Origin of the sequence: Algibacter marinivivus (assembly GCF_003143755.1) — a bacterium.
GTDB classification, from domain to species: Bacteria; Bacteroidota; Bacteroidia; order Flavobacteriales; family Flavobacteriaceae; genus Algibacter_B; species Algibacter_B marinivivus.
The window spans coordinates 106,120-127,231 of sequence record NZ_QFRI01000004.1; the positions used below are offsets into that span (position 1 = coordinate 106,120).

General features: G+C 31.6%; 25 protein-coding genes and 1 tRNA gene. 12 read left to right on the top strand and 14 right to left on the bottom strand.

Going from position 1 to position 21,112, the window contains the following annotated elements:
- Positions 1-44 precede the first annotated feature (44 nt).
- Positions 45-422, top strand: a complete 378-nt coding sequence (locus DIS18_RS13515) for a Na(+)-translocating NADH-quinone reductase subunit F (RefSeq protein WP_109353617.1) — start codon at positions 45-47, stop codon at positions 420-422.
- Positions 423-441: 19 nt separating this feature from the next.
- Positions 442-1,419 carry an FAD:protein FMN transferase gene (locus DIS18_RS13520; protein ID WP_109353618.1) on the top strand — a complete coding sequence of 326 codons (978 nt, stop codon included), beginning with the start codon at positions 442-444 and terminating at the stop codon, positions 1,417-1,419.
- 1 nt (position 1,420) lies between these two features.
- Here the strand turns inward: DIS18_RS13520 and DIS18_RS13525 are convergent, their stop codons facing one another.
- The 5 genes from DIS18_RS13525 to gpmI are packed head-to-tail and all read right to left on the bottom strand — an operon-like array spanning position 1,421 to position 5,348.
- Positions 1,421-2,185 (bottom strand): class I SAM-dependent methyltransferase, encoded by a 765-nt coding sequence (locus DIS18_RS13525; protein ID WP_109353619.1) that lies wholly within the window; start codon positions 2,183-2,185, stop codon positions 1,421-1,423.
- A 6-nt stretch (positions 2,186-2,191) separates the two neighbouring features.
- Positions 2,192-2,509 carry a cupin domain-containing protein gene (locus DIS18_RS13530; protein WP_109353620.1) on the bottom strand — a complete coding sequence of 106 codons (318 nt, stop codon included), beginning with the start codon at positions 2,507-2,509 and terminating at the stop codon, positions 2,192-2,194.
- 1 nt (position 2,510) lies between these two features.
- On the bottom strand, positions 2,511-3,329 hold the full coding sequence (gene map, locus DIS18_RS13535) for a type I methionyl aminopeptidase (RefSeq protein WP_109353621.1): 819 nt from the start codon (positions 3,327-3,329) through the stop codon (positions 2,511-2,513).
- A 42-nt stretch (positions 3,330-3,371) separates the two neighbouring features.
- On the bottom strand, positions 3,372-3,776 hold the full coding sequence (locus DIS18_RS13540; RefSeq protein ID WP_109353622.1) for a BT0820 family HAD-type phosphatase: 405 nt from the start codon (positions 3,774-3,776) through the stop codon (positions 3,372-3,374).
- 57 nt (positions 3,777-3,833) lie between these two features.
- Positions 3,834-5,348 carry a 2,3-bisphosphoglycerate-independent phosphoglycerate mutase gene (gpmI, locus tag DIS18_RS13545; protein WP_109353623.1) on the bottom strand — a complete coding sequence of 505 codons (1,515 nt, stop codon included), beginning with the start codon at positions 5,346-5,348 and terminating at the stop codon, positions 3,834-3,836.
- A gap of 252 nt (positions 5,349-5,600) precedes the next feature.
- On the opposite strand from gpmI, the gene DIS18_RS13550 reads away from it, so the two are divergent.
- Entirely contained in the window at positions 5,601-6,005 is a 405-nt protein-coding gene (locus DIS18_RS13550; RefSeq protein WP_109353624.1) for an ankyrin repeat domain-containing protein, read from the top strand.
- A gap of 73 nt (positions 6,006-6,078) precedes the next feature.
- Here the strand turns inward: DIS18_RS13550 and DIS18_RS13555 are convergent, their stop codons facing one another.
- Positions 6,079-6,846 carry a M48 family metalloprotease gene (locus DIS18_RS13555; RefSeq protein ID WP_109353625.1) on the bottom strand — a complete coding sequence of 256 codons (768 nt, stop codon included), beginning with the start codon at positions 6,844-6,846 and terminating at the stop codon, positions 6,079-6,081.
- Between the two features lie 95 nt (positions 6,847-6,941).
- Entirely contained in the window at positions 6,942-7,424 is a 483-nt protein-coding gene (locus DIS18_RS13560) for a GNAT family N-acetyltransferase (protein ID WP_342752176.1), read from the bottom strand.
- 37 nt (positions 7,425-7,461) lie between these two features.
- On the opposite strand from DIS18_RS13560, the gene DIS18_RS13565 reads away from it, so the two are divergent.
- Positions 7,462-7,887 (top strand): GNAT family N-acetyltransferase, encoded by a 426-nt coding sequence (locus DIS18_RS13565; protein ID WP_109353627.1) that lies wholly within the window; start codon positions 7,462-7,464, stop codon positions 7,885-7,887.
- Between the two features lie 51 nt (positions 7,888-7,938).
- Positions 7,939-8,011: transfer RNA gene (locus DIS18_RS13570), tRNA-Gly, on the top strand.
- 159 nt (positions 8,012-8,170) lie between these two features.
- Here the strand turns inward: DIS18_RS13570 and pepE are convergent.
- Positions 8,171-8,878, bottom strand: a complete 708-nt coding sequence (gene pepE, locus DIS18_RS13575; RefSeq protein WP_109353628.1) for a dipeptidase PepE — start codon at positions 8,876-8,878, stop codon at positions 8,171-8,173.
- 103 nt (positions 8,879-8,981) lie between these two features.
- Between pepE and DIS18_RS13580 the strand changes: the two genes are divergently transcribed.
- The 7 genes from DIS18_RS13580 (at position 8,982) to DIS18_RS13610 (ending at position 17,124) form a co-directional block, all read left to right on the top strand.
- On the top strand, positions 8,982-9,782 hold the full coding sequence (locus tag DIS18_RS13580) for a carboxypeptidase-like regulatory domain-containing protein (RefSeq protein WP_109353629.1): 801 nt from the start codon (positions 8,982-8,984) through the stop codon (positions 9,780-9,782).
- A gap of 94 nt (positions 9,783-9,876) precedes the next feature.
- Complete coding sequence (locus DIS18_RS13585; RefSeq protein ID WP_181364056.1) at positions 9,877-10,686, top strand: carboxypeptidase-like regulatory domain-containing protein; 810 nt, start codon at positions 9,877-9,879, stop codon at positions 10,684-10,686.
- Positions 10,673-11,473, top strand: coding sequence for a carboxypeptidase-like regulatory domain-containing protein (locus DIS18_RS13590; RefSeq protein ID WP_109353631.1), 801 nt, complete (start codon positions 10,673-10,675; stop codon positions 11,471-11,473). Before DIS18_RS13585 ends, DIS18_RS13590 begins: the two co-directional genes overlap by 14 nt.
- Before the next feature lie 60 nt (positions 11,474-11,533).
- Positions 11,534-12,037 carry a DUF6702 family protein gene (locus tag DIS18_RS13595; protein ID WP_109353632.1) on the top strand — a complete coding sequence of 168 codons (504 nt, stop codon included), beginning with the start codon at positions 11,534-11,536 and terminating at the stop codon, positions 12,035-12,037.
- Positions 12,038-12,147: 110 nt separating this feature from the next.
- Positions 12,148-14,406, top strand: coding sequence for a M1 family metallopeptidase (locus DIS18_RS13600; RefSeq protein ID WP_109353633.1), 2,259 nt, complete (start codon positions 12,148-12,150; stop codon positions 14,404-14,406).
- Between the two features lie 34 nt (positions 14,407-14,440).
- Positions 14,441-16,735 (top strand): M1 family metallopeptidase, encoded by a 2,295-nt coding sequence (locus DIS18_RS13605; RefSeq protein WP_109353634.1) that lies wholly within the window; start codon positions 14,441-14,443, stop codon positions 16,733-16,735.
- 101 nt (positions 16,736-16,836) lie between these two features.
- A complete protein-coding gene (locus DIS18_RS13610; protein ID WP_109353635.1) occupies positions 16,837-17,124 on the top strand; it encodes a Sec-independent protein translocase subunit TatA/TatB in 288 nt (95 codons plus the stop codon).
- Here the strand turns inward: DIS18_RS13610 and DIS18_RS13615 are convergent.
- The 6 genes from DIS18_RS13615 to DIS18_RS13640 form a co-directional block, all read right to left on the bottom strand.
- Positions 17,121-17,765 carry an O-methyltransferase gene (locus tag DIS18_RS13615; protein WP_109353636.1) on the bottom strand — a complete coding sequence of 215 codons (645 nt, stop codon included), beginning with the start codon at positions 17,763-17,765 and terminating at the stop codon, positions 17,121-17,123. The genes DIS18_RS13610 and DIS18_RS13615 overlap by 4 nt on opposite strands.
- A gap of 14 nt (positions 17,766-17,779) precedes the next feature.
- Positions 17,780-17,977 carry a hypothetical protein gene (locus tag DIS18_RS13620; protein ID WP_109353637.1) on the bottom strand — a complete coding sequence of 66 codons (198 nt, stop codon included), beginning with the start codon at positions 17,975-17,977 and terminating at the stop codon, positions 17,780-17,782.
- Positions 17,978-18,025: 48 nt separating this feature from the next.
- Complete coding sequence (locus DIS18_RS13625) at positions 18,026-19,114, bottom strand: amidohydrolase family protein (RefSeq protein ID WP_109353638.1); 1,089 nt, start codon at positions 19,112-19,114, stop codon at positions 18,026-18,028.
- Between the two features lie 78 nt (positions 19,115-19,192).
- A complete protein-coding gene (locus DIS18_RS13630) occupies positions 19,193-19,726 on the bottom strand; it encodes a 3-hydroxyanthranilate 3,4-dioxygenase (protein WP_109353639.1) in 534 nt (177 codons plus the stop codon).
- A gap of 161 nt (positions 19,727-19,887) precedes the next feature.
- Entirely contained in the window at positions 19,888-20,670 is a 783-nt protein-coding gene (locus DIS18_RS13635) for an SDR family oxidoreductase (RefSeq protein WP_109353640.1), read from the bottom strand.
- Between the two features lies 1 nt (position 20,671).
- Positions 20,672-21,112 (bottom strand): GNAT family N-acetyltransferase, encoded by a 441-nt coding sequence (locus DIS18_RS13640; protein ID WP_109353641.1) that lies wholly within the window; start codon positions 21,110-21,112, stop codon positions 20,672-20,674.

A 21,112-nucleotide genomic window follows, 5' to 3' on the forward strand; every position in this document is an offset into this window, starting at 1 on the left:
TTAAAATGTCATCATCAGTTAAACTTTTATAGTATTTTTGCAACATGAATAAACCACTATCAGCTCAAGAATTACATAACTTAGCAATGAATCATGTTGGAAAAGATTTAGAGCAACGTGGTTTTGAGTTTATTGCTGTGAATAGTAAGCTTAAAAAGCATCCACAATTTGTATGTATTGATAAAAACAAACAGTACTATTTTGTTATTGTACGCGCTGTGATTTTACCAGAAAACCCTAATAACTATGATGTAGTTTGGATGGAATCCTTTAAAAATCATGCAAGAGAGAAAGATGCAAAAGTACTTTATGCTGGGGTTGGAATTGGGAGTACTGAAGGTGAGAAAGAGCCAATTTATTTAAACAAAGATTACTTGTTAGAGTATAATGGTATTCAGGTTTTAGAGACTAATTTAAATTAGAAATCTTATTAATTTATTTATGAGGAATTTAGTTGTATTACTAATAATTAGTGTTTTGTTTTCTTGTAAAAGAGAGCCTAAAAACACAAAGTTGTCAGGAGCTATTTTTGGTACGAGCTATTCCATTATTTATGACTCTGATATCAATTATGAAACTCAATTTGATAGTTTATTTTATGTGATTAATAAGTCCTTGTCTACGTATCAAACAAATTCTGATATTTCTAAATTAAATAGAAATGAATCTTTTGAAATTGATAAACACTTTATAAAAGTTTACGATGCCTCAAAAGAAATTTTTGGACAAACTGAGGGTGCTTTTGATCCAACTATTGGAAATGTAGTTAATGCATGGAAATTTGGTTCAGAAAATACTATAGAAGTTGTTGATAGCCTAAAAATAGATAGTTTGATGCAGTATGTAGGTTTTGATAAAACATATAGGAGTAATAATACTATAAGAAAATCTAATCCAAATGTTTATTTAGAATTTAATGCCATTGCTAAAGGCTATGCAGTTGATGTTTTAGGAGAATATCTTGAAAGTAATAAAATAGAGGATTATTTGGTTGAAATTGGTGGAGAAATTAGAACAAGAGGAATTAATGCTGAAAAACAAAGTAAATGGAAAGTAGGTGTAGAAGAACCTAATTTTGAAGGGCAAAAATCAATATTAAAATCTATAACTCTTAAGGATGAAGCTATGGCAACATCTGGTACATATAGAAAGTTTAAGATAGACGAAAACGGAAATAGATATGCCCATATTATTGATACAGAAACGGGGTATCCTAGTAAAACTAATTTGTTAAGTATTTCAGTTATTACTGATGATTGCATGACAGCCGATGCTTATGCAACAGCATTTAAATCTATGGGCGTTGATAAAATTAAAAGCTTTTTAAAAAATCACTTAGAATTGAAAGTGTTTTTGATTTTTGAGAATAAAAATAAAGAACTTGAGACCTTAAACTTAAATGGTTTCCCTGAGTCTTAAATTATTTATAAACAACAGGAATAATCTCGCCTTTTGCTAAACAATATTTGTCAATTTCACTTTTAGAAAATTCTGTTGTATAGTCAACTTCTTCAACTTTAAAGCCAATGCTTTTAAGCTTGCTGAAATAATCTAGTCCATAAATCCTAACATGGTCGTATTGACCAAAGATTTTTGCGCGTTCTTTTTTATCTGTGATGGTATTATCTTCAAAAGTTTTTTCTCTGCTCAAATCTTGAGGTATCTGTAGTATTCCCATACCTCCAACTTTTAATACACGATATAATTCCTGCATCGCTTTTTTGTCGTCTGGGATGTGCTCTAAAACATGGTTACATAAAATGACATCAAACTCATTGTCTTTAAAAGGAAGGTTACAAATATCTGCTTTAACATCTGCTAAAGGTGAATATAAATCTGTAGTAACATAATCTAGATTATTCATACTCCTGAAGCGTTTATAAAAAGCTTGTTCAGGAGCAAAATGAAGCACTTTAAAATTTTCAGAAAAGAATTTGGTTTCATTTTGAAGATAAAGCCACAGCAACCTATGGCGTTCTAAACTTAGTGTTGAAGGCGATAACACATTATTTCGTTGGTTTCCATATCCGTAAGGTAGAAAAGTTTTAAAACTTTTTCCATCTATAGGATCTGTGAATTTGTTCCCTTTTAAAAAAAAAGCTAGAACTGGACGTATAATATAACTCAACCTAATTAATATAGGTCTTGGAATAATGTTTAGTATTAATTTGAAGAGTTTTTTCAATTGAGATTATTTATAATCTTCTCTTACAGGAAAGAAAGTATCTATAACAATACAATCTGTATGTGCAAAAGCACTGTGAACAGAATTGGAAGGTATAATTGTAATGGAACCTGATTCGAGGATTTGAGTAACTCCATCAATTGTCATTTCTAGTTTACCAGAAATTACTTGAGTTATTTGTTCATGTATATGTGAATGCGCAGGTAAAACAGCTCCATTTTTTATTTCAATATAACCAACCGTATTATTCTCAGTATGAATATATTTTCCGCTAATCCCTTTAACAAGGTTTTTTTCTTGTATGTCTGAAAATTTTAAAGTCATTTTAAATTACCAAAGCTTTTTGTCTGAATTCATCTTCCTCGTTTGAAGTAATACCTAAAGCCTCATAGATATAGGCAAAGGTTGATAGTAATTCTGGTTTTCCATCAACTAAGGCAACATCATGTTCAAAATGAGCTGATGGTTTATTATCTTGTGTAGTAATTGTCCAGCCGTCTCTATGTTGTTTTATACGGTGTGTTCCCATGTTTATCATAGGTTCAATAGCTACTACCATACCTTCAATAAATTTTTTACCTCTACCACGCCTTCCGTAGTTTGGCATTTCTGGATCTTCGTGCATTTTACTTCCTAACCCATGACCAACAAGTTCTCTAACAACACCATAACCGTGAGATTCACAGTATTGTTGAATTGCATAACCAACATCACCCACACGATTATTTGCTTTAAATTCTCTAATACCAACGTATAATGATTCTTTAGTTATTTGAAGTAATTTTTCAGTTTCAGGATCAATTTCACCTACTGCAAATGTGTACGCATGGTCTCCGTAAAAACCATTTTTTAAAGCACCGCAATCAATAGAAATTATATCGCCTTCAACAAGCGGATCTCCATTAGGAATACCATGTACAACTTGTGAATTAGGACTCATACAAAGCGTATTTGGGAAATCATAAAGACCCAAAAAACCAGGAATAGCACCATGGTCTCTAACACAAGTTTCTGCTATTTTATCCAATTCAAGGGTTGTTACCCCAGGCTTTATAGCCTTTGCAAGTTCTCCTAAAGTTTTAGATACAATTAAAGCACTTTCGCGCATTAATTCAATTTCCTCTCTTGTTTTAACAATAATCATAAAAAGTAATAATAAGAGTGCAAAGATACTTAAAAACTCATGTTATTTAAAAAGTCCAAAGAAGCCTTTCTTTTTCTGAGGAATAGGCGGTGTTGAGTTGGTAAGCATTTGATAAACTTCCCCCCAACCAGGGAAGCCACCTATGTTTCTATCATCAATAAATAAATCCGCATTTATTTTTCTGCTGATATCGTTTGTGTATTCTTCTTCGTCAAAACTTTTATTTACAGAGTAAAACCGAATACCGTTATCTTCACAAAATTTGACAGCTTCATCCAACCTTTCGCCAGATCTGTAAGTCCATAATATAAGACGATGCCCATCTTCTTGTAACTTCTTTAAAGTTTCAAAAGCAAATAAAATAGGTTTTCCAATTTTTGGATATGCATCTTCAACAATAGTTCCATCAAAATCTATTGCAATAATAAGTGTATCGTTAAAATTCATTTAATTTAATGACGTTAATTGAAATGTAAAGTTACACTATTTATTTCTTAATTATAATCAAACTAAAGGATGTTGAGTCATCGCATCTGGTTGCTCAACATTCATAAGTTTTAATATGGTTGGAGCCATATCTCCTAAAATTCCGTCTTTAATTTCAGTGAGTTCATTATCAATTAAAATTACAGGAACAGGGTTTGTTGTGTGGGCAGTGTGAGGTGAACCATCAGGATTTATCATGGTTTCACAGTTTCCATGATCTGCTATAAGAAGCGTTGTGTAACCATTATCTAAACCTGTGGTTACAACATCTTTTACACATGTATCAACTGCTTCGCAGGCTTTTATAGCAGCTTCCATAACTCCTGTGTGTCCTACCATATCACCATTAGCAAAGTTCAAGCATACAAAATCTGCATCACCTTTTTCTAATTCAGGAACCAAAGCATCTCTTAGTTCGTAAGCGCTCATTTCAGGTTTTAAATCGTAAGTGGCTACTTTTGGTGAGTTTTTTAGAATACGAGATTCGCCTTCAAAAGGTTCTTCTTGTCCACCAGAAAAGAAAAATGTAACATGAGGATACTTCTCAGTTTCAGCAATTCTAATTTGTTTTTTACCATGTTTTGATAAAACTTCACCAAGAGTCTCAGTAATATTATCTTTATTAAAAATCACTTTTATGCCTTCAAAAGCATCACTATAATTAGTTATAGTTACGTAGTATAAGTCTAATTTCTTAGTGTTGTATTCAGGGAAATCTTTTTGATTTAACATTTCTGTTAATTCACGACCTCTGTCTGTTCTAAAATTAAAGAAGATAACCACATCATCTTTTTGAACTGTTGCAACTGGGGTATTGTTATCATCAGTAATGATTAAAGGTTTGATAAATTCATCCGTTATATCATTATCATAATTTTCTTGAATAGCCGCAGTTGGATTTGTTATTTTCGTCCCAGCTCCATTAACTATAGCGTCGTAAGCAAGTTGAACACGTTCCCAACGTTTATCTCTATCCATAGCATAATAACGACCAGTTATACTTGCTATTTTTGTGTTAGTACCTTCAATATGTTTTTCTAAATCCTCAATATAACCTTTACCAGATTTAGGGTCTACATCTCTACCATCAGTAAAAGCATGTACAAAAGAGTTTACACCAGCTTTATTTGCTGCATCTATAAAACCTTTTAAGTGACTGGTATGTGCATGAACACCACCATTACTTAATAATCCTAAAAAATGAACATTTTTATTGTTTTTTGAAGCATATTTTAAAGCATTAATTAATACTTTTTCGTCTTTCAAAGTATCTTGCTCAATGGCTAAATTAATTTTTGCTAAATCTTGATATACAATTCTTCCTGCTCCTAAATTCATGTGTCCAACCTCACTATTTCCCATTTGACCTTCGGGTAAACCAACATGTAATCCATCAGTTCTTAAAGTGGCAAATGGATATTTTTTATAAAGAGAATCGATAAATGGTGTATTTGCATTATCAATAGCCGAAACTTTTGGATCTGGAGAGTTTCCCCATCCGTCAAGTATCATTAAAATAACTTTTTTGTTCATTTTTTTGTTAAAATTTTAAACTAGGCAAAGATAAACAAGTTTGAGTGAAAAGAGGTTATTTAAAACTCTGAAAACCCTTGTTTTTCAAGGATTTTGCGAATAATTAATTATTGAAACGATTTCGTTAATAATTACTAAGTAAATGTTAAAAATGTGTTATAAATAATTTTTTGTGTAACAGATTGAATTTTATATCGTCTCTTTAGTATATCAAAAAACATAAATCAATAAATCAAATTAAAATCTTTCATCATGAAAAAAACAATCATTATTTCCGCAATCGCATTATGCTTTTCAATTGTATCAGTAAATGCTACTCCAGTAAACGTTACTTCTAATTATGAAGTTGAAGCTTTTTTCAAAGTAAACTCATTTTGTGTATCTATAGCAAAAGGAGATTTAGAAACTGTGCAAAAACTTATTAGTAGAGGTGCAGATGTAAATGCAAAATCTAATGGTATGACGCCATTAATGTATGCAGCAAAATTTAACAGAACTGATATTTTAGAACTTTTAATAGTTCATGGAGCTAATTTAAAAGCTAAGACTGACAAGAAAATGACGGCTTTGAAGTATGCACAATTACATGGCGCTAAAGATGCTGAAGCAATTTTAGTAAAAGCAATTGCAGATGCTAAAGCTAAGAAAAGAAAATAATTATAAGAATTAATAATTATTTGAGTTAGTCACTCATAAAAAAAGCCTCATTAAAAATGAGGCTTTTTTGTTTTTATAAATTTCGATATTTATCTATGGCTTCTTCAATTTTTTCAATTCTATTATCTGGATCTGGATGAGTGCTTTGAAATTCTGGAACACGATTTGGACCAGCAGCATCTTTTAAAATTTTCATTACACCAATCATTTCTTCAGGGTTGTAACCTGCTTTAATCATAAACTTAACACCAAGGTCATCACTTTCTAACTCATCATCTCTACCATTAGTTAAAAGTGTTTGTTGACCAATGCCACCAACTAATCCTCCCATATCTGCACCAACAGAGCCTGCTGTTGCTAACCCTTGCCAATACTCACTTTCTGCAATACGCTCTGCACTATGGCGACCTAATACATGCCCGATTTCATGACCTAGAACACCTGCTAATTGATCTTCGTTTTTTAGTTTAGAAAAAAGCGCATGTGTTATAAATATTTGACCTCCAGGTAATGCAAAGGCATTTATGGTATTGGGGTCTGCTAGTAAATGAAACTCGTATTGATATGGCGTTTGTCTAGCAATACTATTGTTTACTAATTTGTTTCCAACATTGTCAACTAAAGCTTGGTACTGGTTATTTGGGTGTAAACCACCATGTTGTTGCGCCATTTGTGGAGCACTTTGCAAACCTATTGCAATTTCTTTATCAGGAGTCATAGATATTGTTTGCATTCTTCCTGTATAGGGGTTCTCTTCTCTTTGACTACATCTTTTGAATACAAAAAATAAAGCTATAGCTACTCCTATTAATAAACGAACTTTTAGATTTTTACCTCTCATCTTGAAAAAAATTTGAAACTAAAATTACAAAATTTTAGCGTATAAATATTTTGACACTTGCTTTTAGATTTAGTCACTCTTCAAATTTAAAGTTCCTAGAGTGTTTTATACATAACGTAATGGATCCCTATTTGCTTTATGTTAAAAGGTTTGCCAATAATTTGATAATTGTTTTTCTTGTAGAAATGAATTGCAACTTCTCTTGCATTACACCAAAGAATTTTTATCTTTTTTTCTTTCAATAAATCTTCTCCTTGTTTTAAAATGATATTTCCTAAACCTTTCCCTTGAAATGATTTTAGAATAGCCATTCCTCTTAATTGATATTGATTCTCTTCAAGAATATTAGGATTGGAATTTTTAAAGAATGAACTTATACCAACTAGTTGGTCTTTAATAAAAATGCCTAAATGTATAGTGCTTTTAAGATTATCACCATTAAAAATACAAGATTCGATGGGTTTTCCTGTTCTTAAAACAGGATGCCTTACAGTATGAGTCTCTTCTGCGTTTATTTGTTTAACTATATAGTTTGAATTAGCGATAGTTTTTATTTTATGCTTTTCAAACTTAAAAATATTTTAAGGAATTATTACCTTCACTTAAAATTTATTTATGGCTTTTAATTTTAAAATTTTAGAAAAAGAGAAGATCGACTTGATTGTTCCATTGGTTCAAAAACTTAATGGAAATAAAGATTCTGATGCTGTTTTAAAGCAACGTTTTTCTGAAATGATAACTCAGAATTATGAGTGTGCTGTTATTTATGATGATGAAAAGCTTATTGGAGTTTGTGGATTGTGGTTTTGTACAAGACATTACTCTGGTAAGAGTGTAGAACCAGACCATGTTTATATTGATGATAGTTATAGAGGGAAAGGTTTAGGAAAGCAGTTTTTTACTTGGATTTATAATTATTCAAAAGCTAAAGGGTTTGAAGCCATGGAGTTAAATACGTATGTTACAAATGCTGCTTCACATAAATTTTATTTTAATGAAGGTTTTAAAATTTTAGGCTATCATTTTTTGAAAAAGCTATGATTTTTTCTTGCAGAAGAAGAAACTGTTTATATCTTTGCATCGGAATTAAAGGCGGGAGTAGCTCAGTTGGTAGAGCGTCAGCCTTCCAAGCTGAATGTCGCCAGTTCGAACCTGGTCTCCCGCTCTAAAAGCTTCATCGTTACGATGGAGCTTTTTTATTTGGTAAAAACTCTGTTTTTTGCTGGTATACTCGCGTGAGGGATAGTAGAGGAAAGCCCACAGCGCTTTTTTGCGCGAGGACTTGTAACGGATAGCCCGACCCTTTAGGGGCACGCCCAAATTATTATTTTAATTGATTTAACTCAGTTCCAGAATCAACTTCGTAAGGTGGTTTGTTATACTCAAAAACTCTGGCTGTTAGTTGTCCTTTTAATATTATGGAGTTGCTGTTTACATGCAACCAACTGCCTTCTCTTAAGCCAATAACGGGTTGGGTGTTGTAATGATGGAATTCTTTTATGCGGGTTTCTCTAGTTTCTCCCATGTGTTTACTACCCGAAATTGGATCTAGATAATGTGGATTTATATTGAAAGGGACCAAGCCTAAAACATTGAAATTAGGCGGATATACTATGGGCATATCATTAGTAGTTTTTATAGTTAAGCCGCAAATGTTACTGCCTGCGCTTGTGCCTAAGTATGGTGTGCCGTTTTGTATGGTGTGTTTTAAAGTGCTTATTAGATTGTTTTTGTATAATTGAGTGGTTAAAACAAAGGTATTACCGCCACCTACAAAAATACCTTCGGCATTTTTAATAGCCTCAACTGGGTTTTCAAATTCATGGATACCTTTTACATTTTTATTAATTTTTTTAAATGCTTTGCTTGCAATTTTGGTATAATCATTATGTGATATTCCGCTTGGTCTTGCATAAGGGATAAAAAGTATGGTGTTAGCGTTTTGGAAAAACGTTTTTAAATCGTCTAAAATATATTCTAAATACCCACTTCCATGTACTGTTGAGGTGCTAGCAATTATGATGTTACGCATGAATTTTAATTTTATATAAAACTAATTAATTATTGGTATTAAAAAAATTGATGATTTTTACTTTAAATAAAGAAATTAAAATAGTAATTTGAAAATAAAAAATATGAAAAGAGTTTTATTCGTTTTAGCTTTAGTTTTTTCTATCTCTGCAATTTCTCAGACTATTACCAGAATAGAAGTTTCTGGAAAAATTATTGTTGAAGGTAGTGATATTTCAGGGATTACAATTTTTAATACATCTTCCAATAGCGGTACAATTACCGATGATAATGGCGAGTTTAAACTAAAAGTTGCTTTAAATGATAATATTGAAGTTAGTGCGCTGCAATATCAAAACATAAGTTTTAAAGTAAATAAAGCTATTATTCAATCTAAAAACATGAAACTTTTTTTAATTGAAGAGATTAATAAATTGGATGAAGTAATTGTTTTTACTAAAGGGTTATCTGGAAATTTAGATACTGATTTGGAAGCCACTAAACCATTTAAGCCTCAATTAGACGCTTTGTATTTTGGTGTTAAAAATAGTAAGGAGTATGATTTTGAAACCGATTATAAGTCTGAAGTGAATAACGTTACTGTTGATAGACAACATTTGCCAATGGTAAACGGTTTAAATATTGTAAATGTTGTTGACCAGTTATTGTTGCCTTTATTCAGGTCTGAGGTTAAAGACAAAAAGAAGGCTGGTGTGCCTGATGTACCAATAGAGTCTATTAAATATTACTTTGGTTCTGAGTTTTTGATAGATAATTTTAAAATTCCTGAACACCGTGTAGAAGAGTTTATAAGATTTGTTGAAAGTGATGATTTTGATTTTTCTTTACTTAACTATGGTAAAGAAATGGAGTTTCTAGAGCTTCTTAATGCTAAGAGTGTTGCTTTTTTAAAAACAAAAAAGTAAAGTTTTTTCTATTTAGTATTTAACAAAACATTACAAGCTATTTACATTTTCTTTAAGAATTGATATACGTTCTTTATGCTCTAATTTAATCAATTTGAGCCGCGTATTTATATCAATACTTTTCCTTTTATCTATTTCTATCCATAGCCAAACTATTAATAGAGTTGAGGTTAAAGGTATTTTACTGTCAAATAATAATGATGTAGAAGCAGTTACGGTTTTTAATAAATCGTCTAATAAAGGTACAATTACAAATATAGAAGGGGAGTTTAAATTAAAAGTTGCTCAAAACGATGTTGTTGAGATTTCTGCACTACAATTTCAAACAGTTAACATTACAATTGATGTCGATATTATTGAGTCTAAACAATTGAAGATTCAGTTAATAGAAGAAGTCAATAAACTTGATGCTGTTACGCTTTCATCTGGTTTAACGGGTAATATTGAAACAGATATTTCTCAAGTTAAAACTGTAAAACCTATGACAATTGATATGGGTAATATGAATGTTGATTTTGAATATAATGATGATAAAGCATATGATAATTCAGTTGTTCAAAATCATTTTAAATCCATAATAAACCCTAATGCACGTCAATATTTACCTGATGTACTTAAAATAGTTGGGTTGCTAACTAAGTCAAAAAAGAAAATTAAGGTGAAAAAGGATGTTTTTGTAGGTTATAAATATGAAAAGCCAAAAGATTTATTTAGTGTTTATTCTTCAAATGATATACAAGAACAATTCAATATTCCTGAGGGTAAATTTCAGGCTTTTATTGCATTTATAGAAAATAAGGGCATTGCTCTAGAGCTTTTAGAGCCTGAAAATAAGATTCATCTTATTGAGTTTTTAGTAAAACAACGTAATCAGTTTTTAAAACTTGAGGATGAAAAAAAATAAATGGGTTTTGATACTTTTTATGCTTATTGGGGGGCATTGTGTTTTTTCTCAATCCATTGAAATATTTGGAAAGGTGTTAAGTAAAAACAATCTTGAGAACATTCATGTAATAAATAAAACAGCTCAAGTTTTTACCATAACGGATATAAATGGACATTTTAAGATTACTGCAAAATTAAATGATACCTTAAAGGTCTCATCTGTTCAACATAAAACAAAAGAAATTCTTATTTCTAAAGAAATTATTACTGCTAAAGCTGTATCTGTAATTTTGGAAGCGCAAATTAATGAGTTAGATGAAGTTATTGTTGGTAAAGTTTTATCAGGCGATTTGTTATCTGATATCAAAAATGTAGAAGGAACTCCTCCAATTAATTTTTATGATGTTGGAATTCCTGGATATACAGGTAAGCCCGCCACACAAAGTGAACGCCGTTTAAGTGAAGCAGGAGAGTTTAGACCTAAAATGCTTCTAGGAGCTTTAACTGGTGGTATTCCATTAAACCCTATTTTGAACGGTATTAGCGGTAGAACAAAAATGCTTAAAAACAGGGTTAAAATTGAAGAAAAAGAAGCATTAATGCAAAGTGTTAAATCAAAATTAGCAAAAGATTTTTTTGCTTCTAACCCTTTGGAAGATCATTTAAAAATGGATTTTTTCTATTTCTGTGCTGATGACAAAAACTTTATAAAGCATTGTAAAAATCAAACGGATTTTAAAATCTTAATTTTTTTAAGAATGAAGTACAAACAATATCTTGAAAACCTTAATTCAACAAAAAAATAATCATTTTGGAATGCTTTTTGAAAATGAAAAAAGTATTTTAGTAATCTTTAAATTAAAACTATGAAGCTTTCAAAAGTTTTTTTATTACTTCTTATTTTACCATTATTTGCATTTACTGTAATGCATAAGTATTACATAAGTGTTACCCAAATAAATTACATTGAAGATAAACAGTCTGTTCAAATTACTTCTAGATTCTTTATTGACGATTTTGAGAATGCGTTAAAAGAAAATTATGATGAAAGTATTGTACTTGCGGAAAAAGATGAGGCTGAGAGGTTTGATTCTTATATCAACAAATATCTTAAAAAGAGAATAGAGTTAATCATTAACGACAAAAGCGTTTCTTTCAATTTTATTGGTAAAGAATATGATGGAGATATAATAAGATGTTATCTAGAAGTTGAAAATGTGAAAAGTATTGAATCTTTTTCTATAACAAACAGTGTTTTATTTGATTTACAAAGCGATCAGCAGAATATTGTAAAAATGAATATAAATTCAAAAAATAAAAGTTTTATTCTAACATATGATAATCCTAATGCTTTGTTAAAATTTAATTAAAATAAAGCATACTGAATGCGAAATTTAGTATTTTCGATGACATTTTATAACAATCTTCTAAAGAAAATTACTAAAAACACTTTTTTTTCTAAAATCAAATAACTAAAACTATGAAAAAACACACTTATCTATTCTTATCATTAGTATTCCTTTTTTCTGGAGTTTTTGCTCAAGAGCAAACTAAAGAAAAACAACAGGGACATACAGACCAAAACAAGTTTAGACAAATGAAAGACGTTCTAGCAACACCAAATGAAACTAGAACAGCTTCAGGTGCTCCAGGACATGCATATACCCAACAAAAGGTTGATTATGTAATGAATCTTCGATTAGACGAAAATAAAAGTCAAATTTTTGGTGATGAGAAAATCACATATCATAATAATTCGAGAGATCATTTAGAATATTTATGGGTCCAGTTAGATCAAAATATGCGAGCAAGAGATTCTAAAACTCCAGACGCTAACTCAGAGAGTTTTAATGCGGCATTTAATGGTCCCCAAACATTTGCTAAAAATAATTTGAAGAAGAGATTTGATGGTGGTTTTAATATAGAATATGTTAAAAATGAAGATGGTTCAGATTTATCATATATGGTAAACAGAACTATGATGAGAATTAATTTGCCTAAGCCATTAGCTCCAGGAGAAGTTTTTAAATTTCAAATAAAATGGTGGTACAATGTTAATAACCATATTATTGAAGGAGGAAGATCAGGCTATGAAGCTTTTCCTGATGGAAATAATACTTATGTAATAGCACAGTTTTATCCAAGAATGTGTGTGTATGATAATGTTGAAGGTTGGCAAAACATGCAATTTTGGGGAAGAAGTGAATTTGCTTTAGAGTTTGGAGATTTTGATGTTAAAATTACAGTGCCTGCAGACCACATGTTAGAAGCTACAGGCGTTTTGCAAAACAGAAAAGAGTGTTTTTCAAAAGAACAAATGAAACGTTACAACAAAGCCACTAAAACTTTTGATAACCCAGTATTTATTATAACTCAGGAAGAAGCGGAAAAAGCAGAAACAGAGAGAAGTACAAAACAAAAAACTTGGCACTTTAAAGCTGAAAACGTAAGAGATTATGCTTTTGCTACATCAAGAAAGTTTATTTATGATGCTATGGCTGTTGATATAAATGGAAGATCTGTTATGGCAATTTCTTTATACTCTAAAGAAGGAAATCCGTTATGGGAAGAACATTCTACAAGAGTTGTAGCAAATACATTAGAGGAGTATTCTAAATTAACTTTTGATTACCCTTATAACAAAGCTATCTCTGTGCATGCACAAATGGGAATGGAATATCCAATGATATGTTTTAACTATGGACGTCCGCAACCAGATGGAACATACTCTGAGAGGTTAAAAAGAGGTATGATTGGAGTTATTACTCATGAAGTAGGTCATAACTTTTTTCCAATGATTGTAAATAGTGATGAGCGTCAATGGACTTGGATGGACGAAGGTTTAAATTCATTTGTTGAAACATTAGCAGAGTTAGATTATGATCCTAATTTCATTACAGGAAATCTACCAAAAGATATTGTTCCATATATGGGAGGTGATCAAAGTAACATATCACCTATAATGTCTCAAGGTGATTATGTCTATCAGTTTGGACCAAATGCATATACAAAGCCAGCAGCAGCATTGTACTTATTAAGACAAACCATTATGGGTCCAGAGTTATTTGATTATGCGTTTAGAACCTATTCTCAAAGATGGATGTTTAAACACCCAACACCTGCAGACTTTTTTAGAACTATGGAAGATGCATCAGCAATGGATTTAGATTGGTTCTGGAGAGGATGGTTTTACACTACAGATTATACAGATATAGGTGTAAAAGGTGTTAAGCAGTATTACTTAACAGATCAACCTACAGAAGCAGCTAAAGAAACTGCAAAAAGGTATAATATGAACCTTGATGATTATAAAGATAGGTTAGTATATTATGCAGAGGTAGAAGAAGGTGTTGAGCCAACAAATGCAAAAAAGGCTTCTGATTTTAAATTTTTGAATGATTTTCTTGAAAACTTACCTGAAGACATGAAATCTCAGGTAAAAGAAGCTCCAAACTATTTTTACGAAGTAACTTTTGAAAAACCAGGAGGATTAGTAATGCCAATTATCTTAGAGATTACTTATGAAGATGGTACAAAAGAAAGAAAAACATTCCCAGCTCAAATATGGAGATATAATGATAATGAAGTGAGCAAGGTGTTTAGAACAGATAAAGCTATTACAGGATTAATGGTTGATCCGGATTTGGAAACTGCCGATGTTGATACTTCAAATAACTCATGGCCTAAGAAAGTTGAAGCTAATAAGTTTGATGAGTTTAAACAAAAAGTTAAGGGCTAATCTAATATAGTAATCATAATAACTTAAATTAAGAATGACTAAAATTGCATATTACATCATTATAGTGTTTTTTGTTTCTGCCACTGGTATAGCTCAAAATACTCAAAGTGCAGAAGGCAAACAAGGGCATGTTAATAATAACAAATTCAAACAATTATATGACGAATTTGCTACGCCTAATATGTTTAGAACTGGTTCAGGAGCTCCAGGACCAGAATACTATCAGCAGCAAGCAGATTATAAAATGGATTTAGAGATTGATGATGTAAATGCTAGATTATCTGGTTTTGAAACTATAACGTATACTAATAATTCACCAGATGATTTAAAATATCTTTGGGTTCAATTAGATCAAAACATGCGTGCAAAGGACTCTAAAACACCACTTATTCAAGGTAGTGGGTTTAGAGAAGCAACTACAGCTTCTAGGTTTACTAAAGCTTATCTTGATGAGCCTTTCGATGGAGGATTTAATATTGAAAGTGTTACTCATGTTAACGGCGATGCCTTAGAGCATATGATTTATAGAACCATGATGCGTGTTGAATTGCCCAAAATTTTAAAAAGTGGAGAGCAATTCTCATTTTCTATAAAATGGTGGTATAACATTAATGATCATGTAAAAGATGGTGGACGCTCTGGATATGAATATTTTGAAGAAAACGACAACAGAATTTATGTAATGGCTCAATTCTATCCTAGGATGGCTGTTTATAATGATGTTGAAGGATGGCAAAATTCTCAATTTTGGGGTCGAGATGAATTTGCATTACCCTTTGGGAATTTTGATGTAAATATAACAGTACCTGCTGATCATATATTAGACGGGACTGGAGTGTTAGTTAATAGAAAAGAAGTATTCACTAAAGATATGATGAAACGCTTCGAAAAAGCAAAAAAATCATATAAAGAGCCTGTTTTAATTGTAACACAAGCTGAAGCTGAAGCTACAGAAAAAACCAAAAGCAATAAGAAAAAGACATGGAAACTCTCTGCTAAAAATGTTCGTGATTTTGGATTTGCAACTTCAAGAAAGTTTATTTGGGATATGATGGCTGTTAAAATAGGCAATAAAGATGTTATGGCTGTTTCGTTATATTCTAAAGAAGGAAATCCACTTTGGGGAGATTGGTCTACTAAAACAGTAGCTAGTACTCTAAGGTCGTATTCTAGAATGACTTTTGATTATCCATATCATAAAGCCATATCAGTTCATGCTCCTATGGGAATGGAATATCCTATGATTTGTTATAATTTTGGGAGACCTGATAAAGATGGGAACTACAGTGATCGTATACGATATGGTATGATGGGTGTAATAATTCATGAAGTTGGGCATAATTTCTTCCCAATGATTGTAAATAGTGATGAGCGTCAATGGACTTGGATGGATGAAGGACTTAACACATTTGTTCAATATGTAGCTCAACAAGATTTTAGTGAGTGGTATCCAGATGCACTTGCACCTGGAGATACAGAGTTTCCTCATAGACGTGGGCCAGCAGCGAAAATTGTCCCTTATATGGGCGGTAATCAAGATTTTATAGCTCCAATAATGACAAAAGGCTTGAATACTTATCAGTTTGGTAATAATGCTTACGGTAAACCTGCAACTGCCTTGAATATATTAAGAGAAACTGTTATGGGGCGTGATTTATTCGATTATGCTTTTAGAGAATATGCTCAAAGATGGATGTTTAAACACCCAACACCTGAAGACTTTTTCAGAACTATGGAAGATGCATCATCTTTTGACTTAGATTGGTATTGGAGAGGTTGGTTTTATACTACAGATTGGGTAGATATAGCCGTTAAAGATGTTAAGAAATACTATTTATCATCTAAACCTAATGCTTACGGAAAAAGGATAGCAAATAGATTTAATCTAGATCCTAATAAATTAGTTTATATTGTAGAAGAAGGTAGTGAAGATTTTGAAGAAAGTATGCGAGACAAATCTCCACTTGATGGTTCTCCAACTTTAAAAGAATATTTAATGGATAATTTTACGCCAGAACAGCGTAAGAAAATAAAAGATCCTAAATATTTTTATAGTATAACCTTTGCTAAACCAGGAGGATTAGTAATGCCAATTATTGTTGAGTATACATATGCAGATGGAACTAAGAAAAGAGAAAAATACCCTGCTCAGATATGGCGACTAAATGATAAAGAGATTAGTAGAACAATTGCTTCGGAAAAAGAAATTGTAAATATTATTATTGATCCAGATTTAGAAACTGCTGATGTTGATACTTCAAATAATTCTTGGCCTAAGAAAACAGAAGGAAATAATTTCGACAAGTTTAAAGAAAAAGTAAAAGGGTAATATCAAATCTTAATATTTTAAAAAAGCCGATTGAATAAATCGGCTTTTTTATTACAATAATTTTAAATGGTTTAATAAAAACAACTCACTATATTTGTACTGTGATTCAGCAAGCAACATTTTTATTTATAAGTGGCGCAGAAATAGCATTCATTCTATTTATTGCTATTATGGTTTTTGGAGCCGATAAACTGCCAGAAATTGCTCGTGGTTTAGGGAAAGGTATGCGCACTCTTAAAGATGCTACCAATGATATAAAGCACGAAATCACTAAAACTGCTGAAAATAATGGTATAGATACCAGTATCACTAAAGATGTTAAAAAAGAATTAGATAAAGTAAAAGATGATATTGAAGATTTTACTGGTTCTGTAAAGCGTAAATTTTAAATTTTCCTACTAATTGTTAACCCATCTCTTATGGGAAAAATTACGGTTTCAACGCGGTTATCTTCTTTTAAAAGTTTATTGTATTCAATTAAAGCAGGAGTGGATATGTCTTCTTTTTTAAAAGTTTTATCTAAAACTTTTCCACTCCATAAAACATTATCAGATAAAATAATACCACCAGAGTTTAGTTTGTTAATAATCACATTGAAGTAATTCGAGTAATTATCTTTATCGGCATCAATAAACACCAAATCAAAAGTAGTATCAAGAGTTGGAATAATATCTAGAGCATTGCCTAAATGCTGATAAATTTGTTTACCATAACCAGATTTATCAAAATATTTACGCTGAAAATCTAAAAGTTCCTCATTAACATCAATAGTGTGTAAAACTCCATCTTTTTGCATACCTTCAACTAAACACAAAGCGGAGTAGCCAGTGTAAGTACCAATTTCTAATATGTTTTTTGGATTAACAAGCTTAGAAATCATACTTAAAACCCTACCTTGATAATGCCCACTGAGCATCCTCGGTTGTAAAATTTTTTGATACGTTTCTCTATTTAGCTGTTGTAGTAACTCAGGCTCATTTTCTGAATGAGAAACTACATAATCATCTAAGTCTTCAGGTATAAAATGCAAATTCTAAGGTGTTATTATTCGCTTTCGGGTTCAGCTTTACTTCCCATAAAAAATAAAATAGCTCCAACTACAACAAGTCCAATTTTAATAATCCAAGCAGTAGTATCTCCCCAAGAATATATCCACATAAGTAATGATGGTACTCTATCGAAGAAATTTAAGACAATAGCTAAAACACCAAATATTGCCATGTAAGAACCTATTTTTTTCATGATTTTATAGTTTGATTAGTGGTTAAATATAAACAATAAAAATGTAGGCTAAGAGTTTTTAGTAATTCTATTTACTAATTTTTGTTTTGCAGTATCATCATCACCACATAACCATTGAATAACATTGTTTTCCCAAATATCATCATATTCTTTTTCATTTATAATATCACGTTCAATAGCCAAATCCAATAATTTTCCTGGGTAAGAAGACTGTGGCTTACTTTCCATTTCACCTAAAGGATAAGGATCATCAAGCCCCATGATAACTTGTTTAGAACCATGATTTCTAATTAATAATTCCAACCCACCAGTATCATGCACCAAGGTGTCAAAGAAGATGTTTTTATGCCCTACAGCTTTTCTAGGGTGGTGTTTGCCTTCAAATAAATCAGGCCTACCATCAAAACCTTGTATACGTCTTCCTAAGTTAATTTGTGCTAATTGACCACCATGTGCAAAACAGGTTCGCATATTTGGATATTTATCTTGATAACCATTTAAGGTTAAAAAATGATAAGCATCACCACATTGCGCTAACATCCATATTAAATGAAAACGCCATGATGTGTTTTCTAATTTTATGAACTTCTCTCCGTCATAGGGATGAATTTCAACTGCCAAATTATACTTATCCGCCAATTCAAAAATAGGCTCGTTTTCTTCATCAAAAATACAACGCCATGTGCCAATAGTATCCATATAATGCGTTGGTAAACAAAGTAATTGCATACCATGAGTTTCAACACAACGCTCAATTTCCCAACAAGCACTTCTAATAAAAGCAGGATGCACCACAAACCCGCATGTAAATTTACTAGGGTTGTCATGTTGTACTTTGGCATTAAAATCATTTTGAAAACGCAGTGCTTTCTTCATTTCTTCAACACGCAATCCGTTTCCGTAAAGTTGAGATAAATTCAAAACAACCGCATGATCAAGTTTATTACGTTCCATCCATTCCAGTTTTTCATCTAAGAAAAAACTAGAATCAGTAACAGGGCGTTTCCAGCCTTTTTGAAGCATGAATTTTCGGTCTTTATCCACCCAAAAAATACCTTTTTCACGCATGAATTCAGGAATTTCTTCTGGGTAAGGAAGTAAGTGTGAATGACCGTTAATTCTAAGTTTGCGTTTCATGTTGAGGTCCTGAGAGGTCAGGAATCTTTAAGTTGTATTATTAGTTATCCTAAATTTATTTCAGGATATCATCATTAATTAATCTATTTTAACCTTTTTAGGTGGCTGCATAACTTCGCCACAATTAGGGCATCTTCGTTTGTTTTTATCGCCGTAGTATTCGTCAAAAATCTTAGGCATATCCGTTTCAATATTATCTAGAGTAAAATCTTCTTCATAAAGCTTTGTTACACAATTTTCACAAAACCAAAGCAACGCATCTTTAACACCTTTTTCTCTAGGATATTCAATAACCAACCCAACAGTATTAGCCCCTCGTTGTGGAGAATGTGGCACTTTTGGTGGCAATAAAAATATTTCACCTTCCCTTATATGTATGTCTTTTGGAGTTCCTTTATCAATTACTTTTAATACAATATCGCCTTCAACCTGATAGAAAAACTCAGGTGTTTCGTTGTAATGATAATCCTTTCTACTATTTGGTCCGCCAACAACCATTACTATAAAATCACCATCTTTCCAAACCACTTTATTTCCCACAGGAGGCTTTAAAAGATGTCTATTTTCTTCTATCCAAGCTTTAAAATTTATCGGAGGGAATAATTTACTCATTGTTTTATGTTTTGGGCGTTACCCCCAAAAAGGGGTCAGGCTATACGCTATATCTTTTTTGCTTTTAAGGGCAAAAAAGGATGCCGCTTCTATCCTTAACGCAAATTCCTTACTAATATACAAACACCTTAAATTTTATTAAAGTTATCGTAGTTAAATTATTATAAAGATTTGGTGCGTCCACCATCAACCGGAACATTAATACCATTTATATAACTCGCAGCTTCACTAGCTAAAAAGGTAATAGCGTTTGCAGTTTCTTCAGGTTTAGCAAAACGTTTTGCTGGCGTATAATTTTTCATGATTTCGGTCATCTCTTCAATAGATCGTTCTTCAATACTCGCCTTAATTTTAATAATTTCTGTTAAGCGTTCTGTGTCTGTAAAACCAGGAAGTACATTGTTTACTGTTATACCAAATTCAGCAACTTCAATTGATAAGGTTTTACTCCAATTACCAACCGCACCTCGAGTTGTGTTACTTACTCCAAGTCCAGGAATTGGTTCTTTTACCGAAGTAGAAATTACATTAATAATTCTACCAAAACCTTCTTCTTTCATAAACGGTACTGTGGCTTGAGCTAAAAGATGATTACATTTTAAATGCATAGTATAAGCATTTTCAAAAGCTTCCAAACTAGCAGATAAAATAGCGCCACTTCTTGGTCCGCCAGTATTGTTTATAACAATATGAAATCCATGTTCCTTTTCAATAAATTTAATCACTTGCTCTTGCAATTCTCTTGGGTTAGAAAAATCTGCAACAATATAACTATGGTTTCTATGGTCTGGTAATTCAGCTAAAACCGCTTTTAGTTTCTCTCTATTTCTAGCAACTAATGTAACGTTTACACCTTCTGCGGCCAATGCCATAGCTGTTGCTTTTCCAATGCCTTGTGTGCTTCCGCAAACTAATGCGTTTTTATTATTTAATTTTAAATCCATGTTATTCGTATATTTTTTTAGCTCTGGGGCTTAGTTTTTCCATTAACTTTTCAGGGCTTTTAATGGCAACAAAATCAAACTTCTCATAGAGTTTGTGTGCATCTTTTGTGGCTAACATCCATTTGTCAATGTTTTTTAATTCTGGGAAATTTAATATTTTATCAATTAATAGTTTAGATAATCCTTTACCTTGATGGGTTTCAACTACAAAAACATCAAGAAGGTAAGCAAAAAACACTTTATCTGTCATAACTCTGGCGTAAGCAATTTGATTTCCATTTTGAAAAAATCCAAAGTTAATCGTATTCTCCGATGCTATTTTTTGTTCTTCAAAAGTTCTAGATGCTCCCCAATACGAGTTTTTAATAAACTTATAAATAAGCTCTAAATCCATATCATCAAAATCGGATGAAAAGTAAATATCGTTTTTTAGGGCTTCCAT

Coding starts and splice junctions, on each gene's coding strand:
- DIS18_RS13515 (WP_109353617.1), top strand. CDS start 45: ATGAATAAACCACTATCAGCTCAAGAATTACATAACTTAGCAATGAAT.
- DIS18_RS13520 (WP_109353618.1), top strand. CDS start 442: ATGAGGAATTTAGTTGTATTACTAATAATTAGTGTTTTGTTTTCTTGT.
- DIS18_RS13530 (WP_109353620.1), bottom strand. CDS start 2,509: ATGACTTTAAAATTTTCAGACATACAAGAAAAAAACCTTGTTAAAGGG.
- map (WP_109353621.1), bottom strand. CDS start 3,329: ATGATTATTGTTAAAACAAGAGAGGAAATTGAATTAATGCGCGAAAGT.
- DIS18_RS13540 (WP_109353622.1), bottom strand. CDS start 3,776: ATGAATTTTAACGATACACTTATTATTGCAATAGATTTTGATGGAACT.
- gpmI (WP_109353623.1), bottom strand. CDS start 5,348: ATGAACAAAAAAGTTATTTTAATGATACTTGACGGATGGGGAAACTCT.
- DIS18_RS13550 (WP_109353624.1), top strand. CDS start 5,601: ATGAAAAAAACAATCATTATTTCCGCAATCGCATTATGCTTTTCAATT.
- DIS18_RS13555 (WP_109353625.1), bottom strand. CDS start 6,846: ATGAGAGGTAAAAATCTAAAAGTTCGTTTATTAATAGGAGTAGCTATA.
- DIS18_RS13565 (WP_109353627.1), top strand. CDS start 7,462: ATGGCTTTTAATTTTAAAATTTTAGAAAAAGAGAAGATCGACTTGATT.
- pepE (WP_109353628.1), bottom strand. CDS start 8,878: ATGCGTAACATCATAATTGCTAGCACCTCAACAGTACATGGAAGTGGG.
- DIS18_RS13580 (WP_109353629.1), top strand. CDS start 8,982: ATGAAAAGAGTTTTATTCGTTTTAGCTTTAGTTTTTTCTATCTCTGCA.
- DIS18_RS13590 (WP_109353631.1), top strand. CDS start 10,673: ATGAAAAAAAATAAATGGGTTTTGATACTTTTTATGCTTATTGGGGGG.
- DIS18_RS13595 (WP_109353632.1), top strand. CDS start 11,534: ATGAAGCTTTCAAAAGTTTTTTTATTACTTCTTATTTTACCATTATTT.
- DIS18_RS13600 (WP_109353633.1), top strand. CDS start 12,148: ATGAAAAAACACACTTATCTATTCTTATCATTAGTATTCCTTTTTTCT.
- DIS18_RS13605 (WP_109353634.1), top strand. CDS start 14,441: ATGACTAAAATTGCATATTACATCATTATAGTGTTTTTTGTTTCTGCC.
- DIS18_RS13620 (WP_109353637.1), bottom strand. CDS start 17,977: ATGAAAAAAATAGGTTCTTACATGGCAATATTTGGTGTTTTAGCTATT.
- DIS18_RS13625 (WP_109353638.1), bottom strand. CDS start 19,114: ATGAAACGCAAACTTAGAATTAACGGTCATTCACACTTACTTCCTTAC.
- DIS18_RS13630 (WP_109353639.1), bottom strand. CDS start 19,726: ATGAGTAAATTATTCCCTCCGATAAATTTTAAAGCTTGGATAGAAGAA.
- DIS18_RS13635 (WP_109353640.1), bottom strand. CDS start 20,670: ATGGATTTAAAATTAAATAATAAAAACGCATTAGTTTGCGGAAGCACA.
- DIS18_RS13640 (WP_109353641.1), bottom strand. CDS start 21,112: ATGGAAGCCCTAAAAAACGATATTTACTTTTCATCCGATTTTGATGAT.